Below are 18,710 nucleotides of genomic sequence, written 5' to 3' on the forward strand. Positions count from 1 at the left end.
GAGCGTTCCCGGCTCGCCCTCGGCCGGTTCTCCGAATCCGTTCAGAGACCTTCAAGTGGCCTGTGCGATTCTGTCCGGGTGACTCAGCAGACGCCGTTCAGCGGCCGAGGGCCGGCCTTCCCCACGATCCCGCGCGGGGAGATCCTCGCCACGTTCGACACGTACCAGGAGGCGCAGGCCGCCGTCGACGTGCTCGCCCGCGCCGACTTCCCGGTGCGCCAGCTCGCCATCATCGGCAACGAGCTCAAGAGCGTCGAGCGGGTGACCGGCAAGCTCACCTGGGGCCGCGTCGCTCTCGCCGGAGCGGCCTCCGGCGCCTGGCTCGGCGTCTTCCTGGGCCTCCTGCTCATCATCTTCTCGCCGACGACGGAGCTCTCCTTCCTCATCGCGGCGGTCCTCCTCGGCGCCGGCTTCGGGATGCTCTTCGGGCTCGCCTCCTACGCCGTGAACCGCCGCCGTCGCGACTTCACCTCGACCATGCAGGTGATCGCGACCAGCTACTCCGTGCTCGTGGACCCCGAGGTGGTCAACCGCGCGCGCAACCTGCTCAACGGCGGCACCTCCCCGGCGGAGGCGCCGCAGACGGCCTGGGCTCCGCCGCCCGCCGCGGTCGGCGACCCGCAGCCGCGGCCCGTCCGCCCCGAGGACGACCCGCGCTGACGATCCTCCACGAAGGCCCCCGGTCCGCCGGGGGCCTTCGTCGTTCCGGGGGCGGGGCGGCTCAGGCGGAGCCGACGGGCGGGAGGACGATGTCGACCGCGAGACCCCGGGGGGAGCGGTTGACCAGGGCGACCGTCCCGCCGGCCGAGAGCACGGTGGTGTGCACCAGGGCCAGCCCCAGACCGCTGCCGCCGGAGGCGAGGGTGCGGGAGTCGTCCGGGCGGGAGAAGCGGTCGAAGGCGACCGGGATGAAGGCGTCGGGCATCCCCGGTCCGTCGTCCGAGACGCTGAGCATCAGGCGCCCGTCCGACTGCGAGAGGGAGGCGACGATCATGCCGCCGCCGTTCATCGCCTGGATCGCGTTCCTCACGAGGTTGTCGATCACCCGGCCGAAGTCCTGGGACGCGACCGCGTAGAGCCGCGCCGGCTCGCGCTCGTCGATCTCGTAGTCGATCTCCACCCCCGACTCCGAGGCGAGCAGGCGGGTGCGGTCGACGGCGCCCACCAGCTCGTCGACGAGCTCGGCGAAGGGAGCGGTCGGGCGGACGGTGCGGCTCTCGATGCGCGAGATGTCGAGGAGGGCGGATGCGAGGCGCACGAGCCGGTCGACGCTCTTCTGCGCGTCGAGGATGACCCGGTCGACCGCGACCGGGTCGTCGACGCGGTGGTGGGCGATCTCGAGCTGGGCGGAGAGCGCGGCGAGGGGAGTGCGGAGCTCGTGGCTCGCATCCGACACCATCTGCTTCTCCCGGGCCAGCGACGCGGTCTGCTTGGTCAGGAACGCGTTCAGCGTCACCGCGAGCTCGTCGATCTCGTCGCGCGTGCCGACGACCGGGAGCTGGTCGCCCTGCCCGGGCTCGGCGGCGATCTGATCCGCGCGCGCCCGCATCCGGCGCACCGGGGCGAGGGCCGCGCCCGTCAGGATCCACGAGGCGAGCCCGAACGTGACGACGAGGAAGATCGCGGCGTAGACGAGCACGTGGGCGAAGTCGTCGAGGACGAGCTGCGACGCGGCCTGATCGCGGGCGGAGGCGACCTGCCAGACGCCGCGATCGCTCTCGATGGCCGTGAAGCGGACCAGGTAGCCGCCGTTCGCCGTCGTCACGTCGGCGTACCGGGGCGAGGTGTCGGCCGGCTCCTCCGCCAGAGCGCTGAGCACCTCGCCGCTCAGGCGCGAGGGCATGGTCGAGGTGCTGACGCTCCCGTCGGGCGCGAGAGCGAGGAACAGCTGGCCCGTCGACGAGCCCTGCGTGCGCGGGACGTTGCCCGCCGAGATGTCGCGGCGCACCTCGTCCTCGATCGACATCAGGATCGTCCGCTCGCTGCGGTCGACGATGCCGGTGACCACCTGGTAGAAGAGCAGCGCCGCGAGCGCGAAGAGGGCGGTCGCCACAGCGACCGTTCCCACGGTGATCCTCGCGCGGATCGAGAGCGCGCCGACCCGGCGGCGTGCCGTGCTCATCCGCGACACGGGCTACTCGACCGGGCGGAGGAAGTAGCCCTTGCCGCGGACGGTCACGATGCTGACGCCCGTGTCCTCGGTCGGGAGCTTCTTGCGCAGGTAGCTGACGTACTGGTCGACGATGTTGTTGTCGACGATCTCGCCGCCGCCCCAGATCTCGGAGAGGATCCGCTGGCGGGTCACGACGGAGCCGACGGGAGTGATGAGGAGCTTGAGGAGCTCGAGCTCCTTCGGGCTGACGTGGATGCGCGAGCCGTCGGCGGTGCGCCGGATGCTCGATCCGTCCACGGTGATGCGTCCGACGTCGATCGAGGTGGACATCAGCGACGGGCTGCGGCGCAGGAGGGCCCGGAGGCGCGCGTTGAGCTCGGTGAACGCGAACGGCTTGGTCAGGTAGTCGTCCGCTCCGGCGTCGAGGCCGAAGACGCGGTCCTCGATCGCGTCCCGCGCGGTCAGCAGCATGATCGGCGTGGGCCGGCCGAGCTCGCGGATCCGGCGGCAGATCTCGAAGCCCGACATCGCCGGCAGCATGACGTCCACGATGGCGGCCGAGAACTCGGCGTTGCTGAACGCGACGAGCGCGTCGATGCCGTTCGTGGTCAGCACGGCCTCGTAGCCGGCGTCTTCGAGGCCGCCGACGAGGGCCTCACCCATGGCTGGATCGTCTTCGACGACAAGGATCTTCACGCGCTCACCCTACGGCCCGGCTCCCAGGAGGACGCACTGGGCGGGCCGTGTGTCGATCGGATGCGGGATCGACCCATCCGATCGGCGCTGGGCGACGAATGAGGAGCAACAGACCGCTCGGGGGCGTGGCGGGAGAGGCGCGATCAGTGGCGCATTTCTACTCTTCTCTCCCCGTCGGCCCGATGATCCTGTTCGCGAAGTTCACCTCTACCGTCACCCGAAGGCGGCACAGAAATGCTCAATATTCTTTCCATCTGGGCGCGTCTCGCGCTGTCGGTCCTCCTGTGGATCGTCGTTCTTCCCGTCATGCTCGTCCTGCTGCCGTTCCGCACGGGCAGGAGCGCCTCGCTCCCCGCCCTGCGACCGGTGCCGGTTCCCGCACCGACGGTTCCGATCGACACCCGGAGCACCAGCGGCGCGTACTAGGCCCACTTCCCGGTCGTTCCGGGCTCGACGCCCCGCTCCCATGAGCTCCGGCGTCGTCCGCCCACCGATCCCCGACGCCCGAACAGCCGTGCCTCTCTCCGCCAGGAGGGGGCGCGGCTGTTCGTCGTTCCCCGGGTCGATCCCGACTGACCGACAGATGTCGATATCGGCTCCTCTCGATCGCGAGCCGCGTCAAGCCCTTCGCAGAATCTCAGGGACTGGCAATACAGCGCTCGCACATGGTTCACCGATCGGAAGGAACACGGATGCTTCGCGCCACGCGCGACACCGCTGGGATCCAGCTCGATTCGACCACGGGATCCCCCGTGCGCCCCGACACCCCGGTCTCGGTGGTCGCGTCGGCGCCTCAGAGCCTGATCTCGCGGATGCTCGGACGCCGCCGCTGCGAAGCCTGCGGAGCGGCCTCGGCCCATCGCCGCGACGGCTTCTGCTCGGCCGACTGCGCCGGCACCTTCCACCTCTACGAGTGAGCCCGACCGGCCGAGTGCCGGTGGTGAACGTTCCGAAGGCCCGTGATCGACGATCGCGGGCCTTCGTGCTGTCTCGGGAGTGTCGGAGCGCCGGGTGAGGAGCGCCACGGTCGGACTCGGTCGCCCACCGGGTGACGCCGCTCGGTCCGTGATGGAGGGGTGCGCCTCAAGGGGCGTCGAACACCGGAGCCGAGCGCCCATGTGCGAGGAAGGAGAGCGGAGGACCGCGGATGTGCCCCCAGTAGGATTCGAACCTACGCCCCTGCCTCCGGAGGGCAGTGCTCTATCCCCTGAGCTATGGGGGCCAGGAGTGCCTGACCACATTAGCACCCGGGCGGGGCGGGCCCGACGCCGGGAGCGGTCCTCCCGCATGCCACGATGGAGCCATGCTGCGCACCGTCTCCGCCTCGCTGGATCTGCGTCTCAACGGCCCGACCGACCTGATCTTCCTGGTGGCGGCGACGCCCACGGGCGACTCGTTCGAGGACTCCTTCACCGTCCGGCTCGACGGGCAGGACGTGCCGGTGCGGGAGTTCCCGGCGCGGCACGGCGCCCGCGTGCACCGCGTCGCGGGGAACGAGGGCGACCTGCGGGTCGAGTACCGGGCGCGGGTCGCCGGGCACGGCGCTCCGGACGAGCCGAGCGAGCTCGAGCTCGTCGAGTACCTGCGGCCGAGCCGGTACGCCGAGGCGGACGTGCTCGGCGGGATAGCCCGGCGCGGATTCGGGCGGGCCCGGGGCCTCGAGGCGCTGACGGCCGTCGAGGAATGGGTGCACGGCCACCTGTCGTACGTCTACGGGTCGACGGTCGGCACCGGGGGAGCGGCGCAGGTCATCGAGAGCGGCCAGGGCGTGTGCCGGGACTTCGCGCACACGGTCGCCGGGCTGCTCCGCGCCCTCGACATCCCCGCCCGGGTGACGGCGGTCTACGCGCCGGGCCTCGAGCCGCGGGACTTCCACGCGGTCACGGAGGCCTGGGTGGGCGGCGCCTGGCACGTCGTGGATGCGACCCGGCTGGCTCCGCGCGGGTCGATGCTGCGCATCTCGTCCGGCCGGGATACGGCCGACACCGCGTTCCTCAGCAGCTACCTGACGGACCTGCGCCTGACCGGGATGAGCGTGGAGGCCGACTGCGACGCGGCGCTCGTCGACGACCACGTCTCGCCGGTGCGCCTGGGCTGACGCCGGGGCTCAGTCGGCGAGGACGCCGATCGCCGACCGCACGAGCGGCTCGGGGTCGCCCGGCTCGACGAAGGAGGCGCTGGACGCCTCGATCCAGTACTCGCCGACGAAGGCGTCCGCGACGCCCCGCCCCTCGGCCACCTGGTAGTAGCCCTCGATCTCCGGCGGCTTGCCGTAGGTGGGGACGGCCTTGCTGGTGGTGAAGAACTCGTTCTTGAGCGCCTCGATCACCGCGGGGTCGAGGTGGGCCACGGCCAGCTGCAGCTCGGCGCCCGAATCGTCGGACCATCCGCAGACCAGGCCGTCGTACTGGGCGATCTCCTCGGAGACGGCGGTGGTCCCGATGCCGTCGTCCGGGGAGAATCCGCCCCACAGGCCCGCGAGCGCCGAGGCCGGGACCAGCTGCTCGCAGGCGAGGGGGATCGGCGTGCCGCTGACGGCGCCGCTCGCGCTCGGCTCCGGGTCGGCCGCGGCGGAGCAGCCGGAGAGGGCCGCCGCGGCGAGGGCGACGAGGAGGAGGGCGGCGGGACGGCGCATGCGTCGCACCCTAGCAACGCCGCCCTGCCGAGCGGCCTCACGGTGCAGGAGGGACGGGGGGCGCGGGCGCGGCGGCCGGTAGAATCGCTCCCCGTGACTCCCGAACAGCTCGCCGCCTCCCTGCACGCCCTCGTCCTCGACGCCGTGCAGCGACGGGGGAGCGATGCGGGCGTCGAGCTCTCGGACGTCGTGCTGGAGCGCCCGAAGAACCGCGACCACGGCGACTGGGCCTCGAACATCGCGATGAAGCTCGCGAAGCGGGTCGGCGCGAACCCGCGCGAGCTCGCCGCCGAGCTGGCCGAGGGGCTGGGCGCGGTCGAGGGCGTCGCCACGGTCGAGGTCGCCGGTCCCGGCTTCCTCAACGTCCGGCTCGAGGCCGCGGCCGCGGGTGCCCTTGCCGGCGCGATCGTCGAGGCGGGCGAGGCCTACGGCACCGGGTCCGCCTACGCCGGCGTCCGGATGAACCTCGAGTTCGTCTCCGCCAACCCCACCGGCCCCATCCACATCGGCGGGACGCGCTGGGCGGCGGTCGGCGACAGCCTGGCCCGGATGCTCCTCTCGCAGGGCGCCGAGGTGACCCGCGAGTACTACTTCAACGACCACGGCGCGCAGATCGACCGCTTCACGCGGAGCCTCCTCGCCGCCCACCGCGGCGAGCCGACCCCGGAGGACGGCTACGGCGGCGCCTACATCGGCGACATCGCCGAGCGCGTCGCGGCCGCCTACCCGGGCGACCTCGCCGTCCTGCCCGAGGAGGAGCTCGCCGAGACCTTCCGCTCGATCGGCGTCGAGCTGATGTTCGGCGAGATCAAGCAGAGCCTGCACGAGTTCGGCGTCGACTTCGACGTGTACTTCCACGAGAACTCCCTGCACGAGTCGCGCGCCGTCGACCGCGCGATCGAGCGCCTCCGCGAGCTCGGGCACATCTTCGAGGCGGACGGCGCCACCTGGCTGCGGACCACGTCGTTCGGCGATGATCGCGACCGCGTCATCATCAAGAGCGACGGTGAGGCGGCCTACATCGCGGGCGACCTCGCCTACTACCTCGACAAGCGCGAGCGCGGCTTCGATCGGGCGATCATCATGCTCGGCGCCGACCACCACGGCTACATCGGCCGGATGATGGCGATGTGCGCGGCGTTCGGCGACACCCCGGGCGTGAACCTCGAGATCCTGATCGGCCAGCTGGTCAACCTGCTCCGCGACGGCGAGGCGGTCCGGATGTCCAAGCGGGCGGGGACCGTCGTCACGATGGAGGACCTCACGGAGGCCGTCGGCGTGGACGCCGCGCGCTACTCGCTGGTGCGCTCCTCGGCCGACTCGACCCTCGACATCGACCTCGACCTGCTGACCAAGCGGAGCAACGACAACCCCGTCTACTACGTGCAGTACGCCCACGCGCGCACCCGCCAGGTCGCGGCGAAGGCCGCGGCGTCGGGCGTCCCCGTCGAGCCGTTCGCGCCCGAGACGCTGGTGCATCCGACCGAGTCGGCGCTGCTCGGCGGCCTGCAGGAGTTCCCGCGCATCGTGGCGCACGCCGCGGAGCTGCGCGAGCCGCACCGCGTCGCGAGGTACCTCGAGGAGGTCGCCGGCCTCTACCACCGCTGGTACGACAACTGCCGGGTCGTGCCGCAGGGCGAGGACCCGGTCGAGGCCGTGCACTCGACCCGGCTGCGCCTGAACGAGGCGACCGGGCAGGTGCTCCGCAACGGGCTCTCCCTGCTGGGCGTCACGGCCCCGGACCGGATGTGAGCGCGTCGGGGGCGGCGCCGCGGCGCCGGCGCGGGGGACGCGCGGCCGTGGTGGTCGTCGTGGTGCTGGTGCTGCTCGTGGTCGCGGCGGTGGTGGGTGACTCGCTCGCCCGCCGCGCCGTCGCGGACCGCGCCGCCGCGAGCCTCCGCGAGGCGCTCGCACTGCCCGCGGACCGGGCGGTGGACGTCGACGTCGCGGGCTGGGCCGTGCTCCCGCAGCTCGTCTCGGGGCGGCTGGACCGGCTCGACCTGCGCAGCTCGGGCGTGACGTTCGGCGAGCTCGACGGCGACGTCGCCGCGACCCTGATCGGGGTGCCGGTGAGCGGCGTCGGAGCGGTCGAGTCCGGCAGCACGACGGTCGCGATCGACGCGGCCTCGGTGTCGCGGCTCGTCACCGAGCGCAGCACCGTTCCTGTCGACGAGGTGACCCTGGACGCTCCGCTCGTGCGCGTGACCGCCTCCGTCGAGGTGCTGGGCCTCCGGCTCGGCGCGGGCGTGGGGATGGAGCTCGCCGCCGTGGACGGCGCCATCCGGCTGACCCCGGCCGAGGTCTCCGCCGCCGGTGCGACCTTCTCGGCGACCGACTTCCGCGACCGCTTCGGCGCCGTCTCCGGCGACCTGCTCGCTCCGTCCTCCGTGTGCATCGCGGACTCGGTGCCGCGCGGACTGACGCTGACCGGGGTCGAGGTCGCCGACGAGTCGCTGAACGCGAGCTTCGCGCTCTCTCCGACGTTCCTCAGCGACCCCGCGGAGCAGGAACCGGGCACCTGCGCCTGAGCCCGCGCGGCGCCGCCGCCTCGGACCGGTAGGATCGGAGCCCTGTGCCGGCGTCTTCCGCGGGCCGAACACTGACATCGCTGGCTTCAGGGGTCAATCCGGACCCGCTCGCCCCGCAGTGACGCTCCCACTCTCTCCTGTGAGGTCTCACCCGTGGACACCGTCGACGCCCGCGCCCGCGCCCCCCGGCATCCGCTCGCGCCTGAGTGGCTGCACACGCCCGCCGACCCGAACGCCCTGGCCGACGGCGTGTGGCCGGACAGCGCCGAGCGCGGCGAGGACGGCGGGATCCGGATCGCCGGAGTGCCCGTCGCCGAGCTGGTGCGCGAGCACGGCACTCCTCTCTACGTGGTGGACGAGGCCGACGCCCGCCGCCGGGCCGTCGAGATGCGCGAGGTCTTCGCCCGCGAGCTCGGCCGCATCGGCACCGGCGTCACCGTCTACTACGCGGGCAAGGCGTTCCTCTCGACCGAGGTCGCCCGCTGGATGCGCGACGAGGGCCTGAACCTCGACCTCTCCAGCGGCGGCGAGATGGCGGTGGCCCTCGCCGCCGGGATCGAGCCCGAGCGCTTCGGCCTCCACGGCAACAACAAGTCGCTCCGCGAGATCGACCGGGCCGTCGAGGTTGGCGCGGGCACGATCGTGCTCGACAGCCTCGTCGAGATCGAGCGCGTCGCAGCCGCGGCCGAGCGGCACGGCCGCGTGCAGGCGGTGCGCCTCCGGGTCAACAGCGGAGTGCACGCGCACACCCACGAGTTCCTCGCCACGGCGCACGAGGACCAGAAGTTCGGCCTCGCACTCGCCGACTGCCCGGCCGCGGTCGCCCGCATCCGCTCCTTCTCCTCCCTGCGGTTCCTCGGGCTGCACTGCCACATCGGATCCCAGATCTTCGGCTCCGCCGGGTTCGCGGAGTCGGCGTCGCGCCTGCTCGACGTCCACGCGGCTCTGCTCGCGGACGGCCCCGTGCCGGAGCTCAACCTCGGCGGCGGCTTCGGCATCGCGTACACCAGTGCCGACGACCCGACCCCGATCGCCGAGATCGCGGCCGCCGTCGCCGACGCGGTCGCCGAGCAGTGCTCCGCCCGCGGCGTCCCGGTGCCGCACATCGCGATCGAGCCCGGCCGCTCGCTGATCGGGCCCGCCGGCGTCACCCTCTACGAGGTGGGCACCGTGAAGGACGTGACGGTCGGCTCCGAGGGCTCGACCGCGGTCCGCCGCTACGTCAGCGTCGACGGCGGCATGAGCGACAACGCCCGTCCGGCGCTCTACGGCGCCGACTACACGGCGCGGATCGCCGACCGCTCCTCCTCGGCCGAGCCCGCCCTCGTGCGGGTGGCCGGGAAGCACTGCGAGTCGGGCGACATCGTCGTCCACGACGACTTCCTGCCCGCGGACGTGCGGCCGGGCGACCTGCTCGCCGTCGCCGCGACCGGCGCCTACTGCTGGTCGCTCGCCAGCAACTACAACTACCTCGGGCGCCCCCCGGTGGTCGCCGTCCGCGACGGGCGCTCGCGCGTCCTCGTGCGCGGCGAGACCGAGGAGGACCTCCTCCGCCGCGACGCCGGCATCGAACGAAAGGCCACCTCCCGATGATCGAGTACCGCAGCCTCCGCGTCGCCCTGCTGGGCGCCGGGTCCGTCGGTGCACAGGTGGCGCGCCTCCTGCTCGACCACGGCGACGAGCTCGCCCAGCGCGTGGGGGCGCCGCTGGAGCTCGTGGGCGTGGCCGTCAGGGACGTGGACGCGCCCCGCACCGCCGACATCCCGAAGCACCTGCTGACCACCGACGCCGAGTCGCTGATCCTGGGCGCCGACATCGTGGTCGAGCTGATCGGCGGGCTCGAGCCCGCCCGCAGCCACATCCTCACGGCGATCTCGTCGGGCGCGGACGTGATCACGGCCAACAAGGCGCTGCTCGCCGCCCACGGCAACGAGCTCTTCGAGGCCGCCGACCAGGTGGGCGCCCAGCTCAACTACGAGGCGGCCGTCGCCGGCGCGATCCCGATCATCCGGCCGCTGCGCGACAGCCTCGCCGGCGACCGGGTCCACCGCATCCTCGGCATCGTCAACGGCACGACCAACTACATCCTCGACCGGATGGACACCGAGCACGCGAGCCTCGAGGACGCGCTCGCCCGCGCGACCGAGCTCGGCTACGCCGAGTCCGACCCGACCGCCGACATCGAGGGCTACGACGCGGCGCAGAAGGCGGCGATCCTCGCCCGCCTCGCGTTCCACACCGACGTCCCGGTCACCCTGGTGCACCGCGAGGGCATCACCGGCATCACGAAGGCGCAGGTCGACCAGGCCCGCGACTCCGGCTACGTGATCAAGCTGCTCGCGATCTGCGAGCGGCTGACCGACGCCAAGACCGGCGTGGAGGGCGTGTCCGCGCGGGTCTACCCCGCGCTCGTGCACCGCTCCCACCCGCTCGCGGCCGTGCACGGGGCCAACAACGCGGTCTTCGTCGAGGCGGAGGCGGCCGGCGACCTGATGTTCTACGGCGCCGGCGCCGGCGGGATCGAGACGGCCTCCGCCGTCCTCGGCGACGTCGTGTCGGCCGCCCGCCGCCACGTCGTCGGCGGCCCCGGCCTGGTGACCAGCGCGAGCTCCGGGCTCGCGGTCCTCCCGATCGGCCACGTCACCACCCGGTACCAGGTCACCCTCGAGGTGCTCGACCGCCCCGGCGTGCTCGCGCAGATCGCGGGCGTCTTCGCCGACCACGGCGTCTCGGTCGAGACCCTGGTGCAGACCCCGCCCGGCGCCGACCCGCTGGAGGAGCAGGGCGGTGCGGAGCGGCGCGAGCCGACCGCTACCCTGGTCATCGGCACGCACGCCGCGGCGGAATCCGATCTGGCGGCCACCGTCACCGCCCTCCATTCCCATGGTTTCGTCGGCGCCGTGACGTCCGTTCTACGAGTTGAAGGAGCCTGAGATGGCCAAGCAGTGGCGCGGAGTCCTGCACGAGTACGCGGACCGCCTCGATGTCACCGAGGCGACCCCGGTCATCACTCTCGGCGAGGGCGGCACGCCGCTCATCCCCGCGGCGGCCCTCTCGGCGCGCACGGGCGCGAAGGTGTGGGTCAAGTACGAGGGCATGAACCCGACCGGCTCCTTCAAGGACCGCGGCATGACCATGGCGATCTCGAAGGCCGTCGAGCACGGCGCGAAGGCCGTCATCTGCGCTTCGACCGGCAACACCTCCGCGTCGGCCGCCGCCTACGCGACGCACGCCGGCATCACCGCGGCCGTCCTGGTGCCGGAGGGCAAGATCGCCCTGGGCAAGCTCAGCCAGGCGATCGCGCACAACGCGCAGCTGCTGCAGGTGCAGGGCAACTTCGACGACTGCCTCGACATCGCCCGCGACCTCGCGAAGAATTACCCGGTCCACCTGGTCAACTCGGTGAACCCGGACCGCATCGCCGGCCAGAAGACCGCGGCCTTCGAGGTCGTCGAGGTGCTGGGCGATGCTCCGGACTTCCACATCGTCCCGGTCGGCAACGCGGGCAACTACACCGCCTACTTCCGCGGCTACTCGGAGGAGCTGGAGCGCGGCGAGTCGACCCGCCTCCCGCGCATGTTCGGCTTCCAGGCCGAGGGCTCGGCTCCGATCGTGCACGGCGCCCCGGTCCGCCACCCCGAGACGATCGCCAGCGCGATCCGGATCGGCAACCCGGCCTCGTGGGAGCTCGCCCTGAACGCGCGCACCGTCAGCGACGGCTACTTCGGCGCGATCAGCGACGAGAAGATCCTCGAGGCGTACCGCATCCTCGCGGGCGAGGTCGGCGTCTTCGTCGAGCCGGCGTCGGCGATCAGCGTCGCGGGGCTCCTCGAGCGCGCCGAGGCCGGAGCGATCCCGAAGGACGCGACCGTCGTCCTGACGGTCACCGGCCACGGGCTCAAGGACCCGCAGTGGGCGCTCCGCACGGCCGACGGCGCGGACATCACGCCGACCGTCGTCCCGGTCGACACCGCCGCGATCGCCGACGTGCTGGGGCTGGCCGGCGCATGACCTCGGCGGTTCCCGTCGGCCGCACCGTCCACGTCAAGGTCCCCGCCACCTCGGCGAACCTGGGCCCCGGCTTCGACACGCTCGGCCTGGCGCTCTCGTTCTACGACGAGCTCGACGTGACGGCCGTCGCGGCCACGGGTGCGCGGGTCACCGTGCACGGAGTCGGCGAGGGCGAGGTGGCGACCGACGAGACGAACCTCGTCGTGCAGGCCATCGCGTACACGTTCGCCGACCAGCGGCAGGAGATGCCCGGCATCGAGGTGATCGCGCGCAACATCATCCCGCACGGCCGCGGGATGGGCTCGTCCGGCGCCGCGATCGTCTCCGGCATCATGGCCGCGAAGGGCCTGCTCGAGGGCGTCGTCGAGCTCGACTCGGACGACCTCCTCCGCATCGCCACCGAGATGGAGGGGCACCCCGACAACGTGGCGCCCGCACTGTTCGGCGGCCTCACCATCGCCTGGGTCGAGCCGCACGCCTCCGGCGCCGACGACTCGCCGCTGCGACCGCGCTCCAAGAAGCTCATGGTCCACCGCGGCGTGTCCCCGGTCGTCTTCGTGCCCGAGCACACCATGTCGACGCGGCTGGCACGCTCGCTGCAGCCGCAGAGCGTGCCGCACGAGGACGCGGTGTTCAACGTCTCGCGCTCCTCGCTCCTGATCGCCGCCCTCATCCAGAGCCCGGAGCTGCTGTTCGCGGCGACCGAGGACAAGCTGCACCAGAACTACCGCGCGGCCGCCATGCCCGAGACCTCAGCGCTGATCGCGCTGCTGCGCTCGCACGGCTACGCGGCGGTCGTCTCGGGTGCCGGACCGAGCGTCCTGGTGCTCTGCAGCGACCCCGCGCAGCGCCTCGCCGCCGCGGATCTGGTGGAGCGGGAGGCCCCCACGCCGTGGCGCGCGCACATGCTGGCCGTCGACTTCAAGGGTGCTACAGTGGGGACCGCATCCCGAGGAACCGCGTAACGAGCGGAATCTGTCCGACGGATCGTCCCGACAACCACGGCCATCACATCGTGTGAAGGGCGCCCCTGCTCCTCTTGCAGACCGGCGCCTGGTCTCCGGGCCCTCTCCTCGCTCTCTGCGGCAGTCGGTCCCGGCGGCCGAGAGCATCGCGTGGATCAGAACACGCGATGGCACCGCACGGTCGATGAGCTCTCCCGGTGAGCACTCGTTCCCGGGGGGAAGGAACCCTCTCCAGTGACAGACGTCAACACCCACGGCTCGGCCGTGGACCTCACCGCCGACCTCTCCGGTCTGCGCGTCGCCGAGCTCCAGGCTCTCGCGACGCGGCTCGGCCTCGGCGGCGCCTCCAAGCTCCGCAAGGGCGAGCTGGTCCAGGCCATCTCGGACCTGCGCGCCGCCTCCGCCGAGGATGCGCCCGCCGCGATCGCCGACGCGGTCGCTCCGGACGACGCAGCGGTCGCCCCGGACGTCGACGCCACCGGCGTCGAGGCCGAGCCGGCCGATGTGGCCGAGCAGTCCGCTCCTCAGCCCGATGCGCCGGCGGAGCTGCCGACGCCCGTCGAGAGCACCGAGGCCGACACGGCCGACGTCCTCGAGCAGGCCGCGCCCACCGTCGACGAGCCCTCCGCGACGGCCGCCGAGTCGGCCCCCGTCGAGCTCGAGCTCCCCGCGGCGGCCGAGCCGGTCGCCGAGCCCGCCGAGCGCGCGCCCCGCCGACGCAGCTCGCGCCGCGCCTCCAGCGGCACCGTCGCCGCCGGCGAGCACCTCAACATCCCCGGCGGGACCGGCGTCGAGTCGCTGATTCCCGACCTCCCCGTCATCGAGCAGGACCGCGACGCCGACCAGGCCGCGAAGCCCGTCATCGACATCGAGCTGCCCAACGGGCCGGAGTCGGACGACTCCTCCCGCGAGGGCGGCCAGCGCGAGCGCCGCGGACGCCGCCGCAGCCGCGGGGGCGCCTCCGAGCAGGCCGAGCAGGCGCCCGCCGAGAACGACGCCGACTCCTCCGACTCCGGCGACCAGCAGGAGCAGCAGGGCGGCGACCAGCAGCAGAACGGCGACCAGCAGGGCACCGGCCGCGGTCGCAACCGCCGCAACCGGAACCGCAACCGCGGGGACGACCGCCAGAACGACGCTCAGCAGAGCCCCGCCGCGCAGTCCCAGCCGCAGAACGGTCAGGGCGCGCGCGCCGCGCAGTCCGAGGGCCAGCAGGCTCCTCAGCAGAACGGCTCCGGACAGCCCCAGAACGGCCAGCAGGCCGAGGGCGAGGACGGCCGCCGCAGCCGCTACCGCGACCGCAAGCGCCGCGGCGGAGCGATCGGCGACGACTTCGAGCCCGAGATCGGCGAGGACGACGTCCTCATCCCGGTCGCCGGCATCCTCGACGTCCTCGACAACTACGCCTTCGTGCGCACCACCGGGTACCTGCCCGGCGTCAGCGACGTCTACGTCTCCCTCGGCCAGGTCAAGAAGTACAACCTGCGCAAGGGCGACGCGGTCGTCGGCGCCATCCGCCAGCCCCGCGAGGGCGAGGGCGGCGGCCGCCAGAAGTACAACGCGATCGTCCGCGTCGACTCGATCAACGGCCAGACCGTCGAGGAGGCCGCTGCGCGCGTCGAGTTCCAGAAGCTCACGCCGCTCTACCCGACCGAGCGCCTGCGCCTCGAGACCGAGCCCGGCAAGCTGACCCAGCGGATCATCGACCTGGTCGCCCCGATCGGCAAGGGACAGCGCGGCCTGATCGTCGCGCCGCCCAAGGCAGGCAAGACCATCGTCCTGCAGCAGATCGCCAATGCGATCGTGCAGAACAACCCGGAGGTCCACCTGATGGTCGTCCTGGTCGACGAGCGTCCGGAGGAGGTCACCGACATGCAGCGCACCGTGCGCGGCGAGGTCGTCGCCTCCACCTTCGACCGCCCGGCCGAGGACCACACGACCGTCGCCGAGCTCGCGATCGAGCGCGCGAAGCGCCTGGTCGAGCTGGGCCACGACGTGGTCGTGCTGCTCGACTCCATCACCCGTCTCGGCCGCGCCTACAACGTGACCGCTCCTCCCTCGGGCCGCGTGCTCTCGGGCGGCGTGGACGCCTCGGCGCTGTACCCGCCGAAGAAGTTCTTCGGAGCGGCGCGCAACATCGAGAACGGCGGCTCGCTCACCATCCTCGCGACGGCGCTCATCGAGACCGGCTCGAAGATGGACGAGGTGATCTTCGAGGAGTTCAAGGGCACCGGCAACATGGAGCTCCGCCTCTCCCGTCACCTCGCCGACAAGCGGATCTTCCCCGCTGTCGACGTGAACGCCTCCGGCACGCGCCGCGAGGAGATGCTGCTCAGCGCCGACGAGGTCAAGATCACCTGGAAGCTGCGCCGCGCCCTCGCCGGGCTCGACCAGCAGCAGGCACTCGAGATCATCCTGTCGCGCCTGAAGGAGACCTCGTCCAACGTCGAGTTCCTCATGCAGGTCTCGAAGTCGGCCGTCGGCCCGGCCACCGCCGGCCACGGCAACGGCCACCACTAGCGCCCCGACGTCCGCGGTCGCCCCTGTCACCGGGGGCGGCCGCGGACGTTTTCGCGTCCCCGGGCGATGAGCCCGACCCCGACCACCTCCGGAAGCCAGGACCCCATGTTCGAATCCGTCAGCGTCCTCCTCGCCGAGCACGAGGACCTGCAGACGCAGCTCTCCGACCCGGCACTCCACGCCGATGCCGCCCGCGCCAAGAAGGTCAACCGGCGCTACGCGGAGCTGAGCCAGATCAAGGCGGCCCACTCCGCCTGGATCCAGGCCGGCGAGGACCTCGAGGCCGCGCGCGAGCTCGCCCGCGAGGACGAGGCCTTCGCGGAGGAGGTCCCCGAGCTGGAGGAGTCGCTGCGGGTGGCGCAGGAGAAGCTGCGGCGCCTGCTCATCCCGCGCGACCCCGACGACGGCCGCGACGTCATCATGGAGATCAAGGGCGGCGAGGGCGGAGCCGAGAGCGCGCTGTTCGCGGCCGACCTCCTCCGGATGTACCTGCACTACGCCGAGGCGAAGGGCTGGAAGACGGAGATCCTCGACCGCGACGAGTCCGACCTCGGCGGCTACAAGAACGTGCAGGTCGCGATCAAGAGCAACGCCACCGATCCCTCGCAGGGCGTGTGGGCGCACCTCAAGTACGAGGGCGGCGTGCACCGGGTGCAGCGCGTCCCCGTGACCGAGTCGCAGGGGCGGATCCACACCTCGACCACGGGCGTGCTCGTGTTCCCCGAGGTGGACGCGCCCGAGGAGGTCGCGATCAACCAGAACGACCTGAAGATCGACGTCTACCGCTCCTCCGGTCCCGGCGGGCAGTCCGTCAACACGACCGACTCCGCCGTGCGGATCACCCACCTCCCGACCGGCATCGTCGTGTCGATGCAGAACGAGAAGAGCCAGCTGCAGAACCGCGAAGCGGGCATGCGCGTGCTGCGCGCCCGCATCCTGGCCCGCCAGCAGGAGGAGATCGCCGCGGCGGCCTCGGACGCGCGCAAGACGCAGATCCGCACGATGGACCGCTCCGAGCGCATCCGGACCTACAACTTCCCCGAGAACCGCATCGCCGACCACCGCACCGGCTACAAGGCGTACAACCTCGACGGCGTGATGAACGGCGCGCTCGACCCGGTGGTGGAGAGCGCCATCCAGGCCGACGAGGAGGCCCGCCTGGCCGACATCGGCTCCGAGGAGGCGTGACCCTCGTGACCACCGGCGTCGACGCGCGCACCCTCCTCGCGGACGCGGTCGCCCGCCTCGCCGCCGCCCGCGTCCCCACGCCGGACGTCGATGCGGAGCTGCTTCTCGGGCATCTGCTCGGGCTCGGCCGCGGCCGGCTGCAGGCGCGCCTCATCACGGGGCTGACCGTCGACGAGGAGCACGCCGCGGCGTTCGCGAGCGCGATCGAGCGCCGGTCGGCTCGCGAGCCCCTGCAGCACATCACCGGGATCGCACCGTTCCGCTCGCTCGAGCTCGCGGTCGGACCCGGCGTGTTCGTGCCGCGACCCGAGACCGAGGGCGTCGCGCAGATCGCGATCGACGCGCTCCGAGCGGTCGTCGATCCGGAGCCGATCGCCGTCGACCTCGGCACGGGCAGCGGAGCCCTGGCGCTCGCGCTTGCGCACGAGGTGCCGCACGCGCGCGTGATCGGCGTGGAGAACGCTCCCGAGGCGTTCATCTGGGCCCGCGGCAACCGCGAGCGGCTCGGGCTCGAGAACGCCCGCATCGTCTTCGACGACCTCGCCCGGGCACTTCCCGAGCTGGACGGCACCGTCTCCGTCGTCGTCTCCAACCCGCCCTACATCCCGGCCGCCGCCGTCCCGCGGGACCCGGAGGTGCGCCTGTTCGACCCGCCCTCGGCGCTCTACGGAGGCGAGGACGGCCTGGACGTCGTCCGCTCGCTCTCGGCGACCGCCCTCCGGCTGCTCCGCTCCGGGGGAGTGCTGGTGATGGAGCACGGCGAGCTGCAAGGCGCCGAGATCCGCGCCCTGCTCACCGCCGACGGCTGGCGCGGAGCGACCACGCAGCGCGACCTCACCGGCCGCGACCGCGCGACGGTGGCGGTGCGCTGAGGCGTCGCGGAGCTCTGCTGGCCTCAGCGGCGATCCGGTGGCCGCACCGGGCAGGCAGGCTCGGGAGGCTCGCATCGCCGCCGCACGCGATCGGCCGCGCCATGGGCTCCGCCGCCCGCTGCTGATCGTCCTGGCCGTCGTGGTGGTCGCGGCCCTCGTCGTGGTCGCCGTGCGGCTCCTCGAGCGGAGCGACGGAACTGCTCCCGTGGCCTGCGCGCCGTCGTCCGTTTCCGCGTCGCCCGCGCCTGCCATCGGCTCGGTCGACGACTACCTGGGCGGCCGGTCCTACTTCCGCGGCGTCAACGTGTTCGATCTGCAGTCGCGCGTCGACGTCGGAGTCGACTGCACCGCCGGGAATCCGGCCGAGAGCTACGAGTTCCTGGCGGACCGCGGGCTCACCCTGGTCCGGCTCGCGGTGCCCTGGTCGCTCCTGCAGCCGCAGGCCGACGGGGAGAGCACCGACGACGCTCCGGCGAAGGGGCTCGATCCGGCGGCGGTCGCGCTGCTCCGGACCGAGATCGCCGCCATCGGCGCCGCCGGCATGCGGGTGGTGCTCGACCTGCACAACAACGGCACCTATCCGGCGAGCCAGGGCGATCTGCCCGAGGGGACCGTCTGGTTCGGATCCGGGCTCTCGGTATCCCAGGCGCAGAGGGTCTGGACCCTGCTCGCGGCGGAGTTCCAGGACGACGGACGCATCGCCGCCTACGACCTCTTCAACGAGGTGAAGCGGGCGCTGGTCCCCGTCGAGACATACAAGGCCTACACGCAGGCCGTGGTGTCGGCCGTCCGGGGAACCGGCGATCGGCACACGATCTGGGTCGAGGGGATGCGGGAGGCGACGACGGGCACGGTCGCCGCGATCGCACCCGAGGGGCCGTGGATCCAGGACCCGCTGGACCGGATCGTGTACTCGCAGCACTTCTACCCCGGCGGCACGGGCACGACCCTGCGCTCGGACAAGCAGGGCGGCACCGACGAGCAGGTCTTCGTGGCGGCGGTGACGACCTTCGGGCAGTGGTGCCGGCGTTACGGGGTGCACTGCTCGGTCGGGGAGGTCGGCTGGCCCAGCGATCAGAGCCTCTCTCTCACCGCGGGCGGCGCGGGCTCCTGGACGGACGTCGGCGAAGCCTTCTACACGGCACCGACTGGCTGTTCCCGCTGATCGAGAACGACGAGCCTCTG

17 protein-coding genes and 1 tRNA gene are annotated in these 18,710 nt (G+C 72.5%); 14 read left to right on the forward strand and 4 right to left on the reverse strand.

The genetic code is table 11. The annotated features are described in order from the left end of the window. Positions 1–78: 78 nt before the first annotated feature. Positions 79–660, forward strand: coding sequence for a general stress protein (locus C5C53_RS04655; RefSeq protein WP_258059727.1), 582 nt, complete (start codon positions 79–81; stop codon positions 658–660). A 61-nt stretch (positions 661–721) separates the two neighbouring features. Here C5C53_RS04655 and C5C53_RS04660 read toward each other — a convergent pair whose 3' ends face one another. Further along, the gene (locus C5C53_RS04660) at positions 722–2,122 is read right to left on the reverse strand and encodes a cell wall metabolism sensor histidine kinase WalK (protein WP_146084641.1); all 1,401 of its coding nucleotides are present in this window, start codon (positions 2,120–2,122) and stop codon (positions 722–724) included. A 12-nt stretch (positions 2,123–2,134) separates the two neighbouring features. After that, the gene (locus C5C53_RS04665) at positions 2,135–2,809 is read right to left on the reverse strand and encodes a response regulator transcription factor (protein WP_258059273.1); all 675 of its coding nucleotides are present in this window, start codon (positions 2,807–2,809) and stop codon (positions 2,135–2,137) included. A 234-nt stretch (positions 2,810–3,043) separates the two neighbouring features. On the opposite strand from C5C53_RS04665, the gene C5C53_RS04670 reads away from it, so the two are divergent. Next, entirely contained in the window at positions 3,044–3,235 is a 192-nt protein-coding gene (locus C5C53_RS04670) for a hypothetical protein (protein WP_104260121.1), read from the forward strand. A gap of 266 nt (positions 3,236–3,501) precedes the next feature. Then, positions 3,502–3,726 (forward strand): hypothetical protein, encoded by a 225-nt coding sequence (locus tag C5C53_RS04675; protein WP_104266950.1) that lies wholly within the window; start codon positions 3,502–3,504, stop codon positions 3,724–3,726. 233 nt (positions 3,727–3,959) lie between these two features. Here the strand turns inward: C5C53_RS04675 and C5C53_RS04680 are convergent. Continuing rightward, positions 3,960–4,031 (reverse strand) — tRNA-Arg (locus tag C5C53_RS04680). Between the two features lie 81 nt (positions 4,032–4,112). On the opposite strand from C5C53_RS04680, the gene C5C53_RS04685 reads away from it, so the two are divergent. Further along, positions 4,113–4,907 (forward strand): transglutaminase family protein, encoded by a 795-nt coding sequence (locus C5C53_RS04685; RefSeq protein WP_104266951.1) that lies wholly within the window; start codon positions 4,113–4,115, stop codon positions 4,905–4,907. A gap of 9 nt (positions 4,908–4,916) precedes the next feature. On the opposite strand, the gene C5C53_RS04690 is transcribed toward C5C53_RS04685, so the two are convergent. Further along, positions 4,917–5,444, reverse strand: a complete 528-nt coding sequence (locus C5C53_RS04690; protein WP_104222998.1) for a hypothetical protein — start codon at positions 5,442–5,444, stop codon at positions 4,917–4,919. 93 nt (positions 5,445–5,537) lie between these two features. On the opposite strand from C5C53_RS04690, the gene argS reads away from it, so the two are divergent. The 10 genes from argS (at position 5,538) to C5C53_RS04740 (ending at position 18,690) form a co-directional block, all read left to right on the forward strand. Next, positions 5,538–7,196 carry an arginine--tRNA ligase gene (gene argS / locus C5C53_RS04695; protein WP_104222999.1) on the forward strand — a complete coding sequence of 553 codons (1,659 nt, stop codon included), beginning with the start codon at positions 5,538–5,540 and terminating at the stop codon, positions 7,194–7,196. A 47-nt stretch (positions 7,197–7,243) separates the two neighbouring features. Further along, positions 7,244–7,972 carry an LmeA family phospholipid-binding protein gene (locus tag C5C53_RS04700; RefSeq protein WP_181127711.1) on the forward strand — a complete coding sequence of 243 codons (729 nt, stop codon included), beginning with the start codon at positions 7,244–7,246 and terminating at the stop codon, positions 7,970–7,972. A 153-nt stretch (positions 7,973–8,125) separates the two neighbouring features. Continuing rightward, a complete protein-coding gene (gene lysA, locus C5C53_RS04705) occupies positions 8,126–9,565 on the forward strand; it encodes a diaminopimelate decarboxylase (RefSeq protein WP_104225560.1) in 1,440 nt (479 codons plus the stop codon). Continuing rightward, positions 9,562–10,905 carry a homoserine dehydrogenase gene (locus C5C53_RS04710; RefSeq protein ID WP_104223002.1) on the forward strand — a complete coding sequence of 448 codons (1,344 nt, stop codon included), beginning with the start codon at positions 9,562–9,564 and terminating at the stop codon, positions 10,903–10,905. The genes lysA and C5C53_RS04710 overlap by 4 nt, the downstream gene beginning before the upstream one ends. Before the next feature lies 1 nt (position 10,906). Further along, positions 10,907–11,983 carry a threonine synthase gene (thrC, locus tag C5C53_RS04715; RefSeq protein ID WP_104223003.1) on the forward strand — a complete coding sequence of 359 codons (1,077 nt, stop codon included), beginning with the start codon at positions 10,907–10,909 and terminating at the stop codon, positions 11,981–11,983. Next, on the forward strand, positions 11,980–12,948 hold the full coding sequence (gene thrB, locus C5C53_RS04720; protein WP_104223004.1) for a homoserine kinase: 969 nt from the start codon (positions 11,980–11,982) through the stop codon (positions 12,946–12,948). Before thrC ends, thrB begins: the two co-directional genes overlap by 4 nt. A gap of 234 nt (positions 12,949–13,182) precedes the next feature. Continuing rightward, on the forward strand, positions 13,183–15,465 hold the full coding sequence (gene rho / locus C5C53_RS04725) for a transcription termination factor Rho (protein ID WP_104266953.1): 2,283 nt from the start codon (positions 13,183–13,185) through the stop codon (positions 15,463–15,465). 105 nt (positions 15,466–15,570) lie between these two features. Then, positions 15,571–16,653: a peptide chain release factor 1 gene (prfA, locus tag C5C53_RS04730; RefSeq protein WP_104232724.1), complete on the forward strand. Its 1,083-nt coding sequence runs from the start codon at positions 15,571–15,573 to the stop codon at positions 16,651–16,653. Beyond that, positions 16,650–17,525: a peptide chain release factor N(5)-glutamine methyltransferase gene (gene prmC, locus C5C53_RS04735; RefSeq protein WP_104266954.1), complete on the forward strand. Its 876-nt coding sequence runs from the start codon at positions 16,650–16,652 to the stop codon at positions 17,523–17,525. The genes prfA and prmC overlap by 4 nt, the downstream gene beginning before the upstream one ends. Positions 17,526–17,664: 139 nt before the next feature. Then, positions 17,665–18,690 (forward strand): glycoside hydrolase family 5 protein, encoded by a 1,026-nt coding sequence (locus C5C53_RS04740; protein WP_181127712.1) that lies wholly within the window; start codon positions 17,665–17,667, stop codon positions 18,688–18,690. The last annotated feature ends 20 nt before the right edge of the window (positions 18,691–18,710 follow it).

It is taken from the genome of Rathayibacter sp. AY1E3 (assembly GCF_002932235.1).
Taxonomy (GTDB): Bacteria; Actinomycetota; Actinomycetes; order Actinomycetales; family Microbacteriaceae; genus Rathayibacter.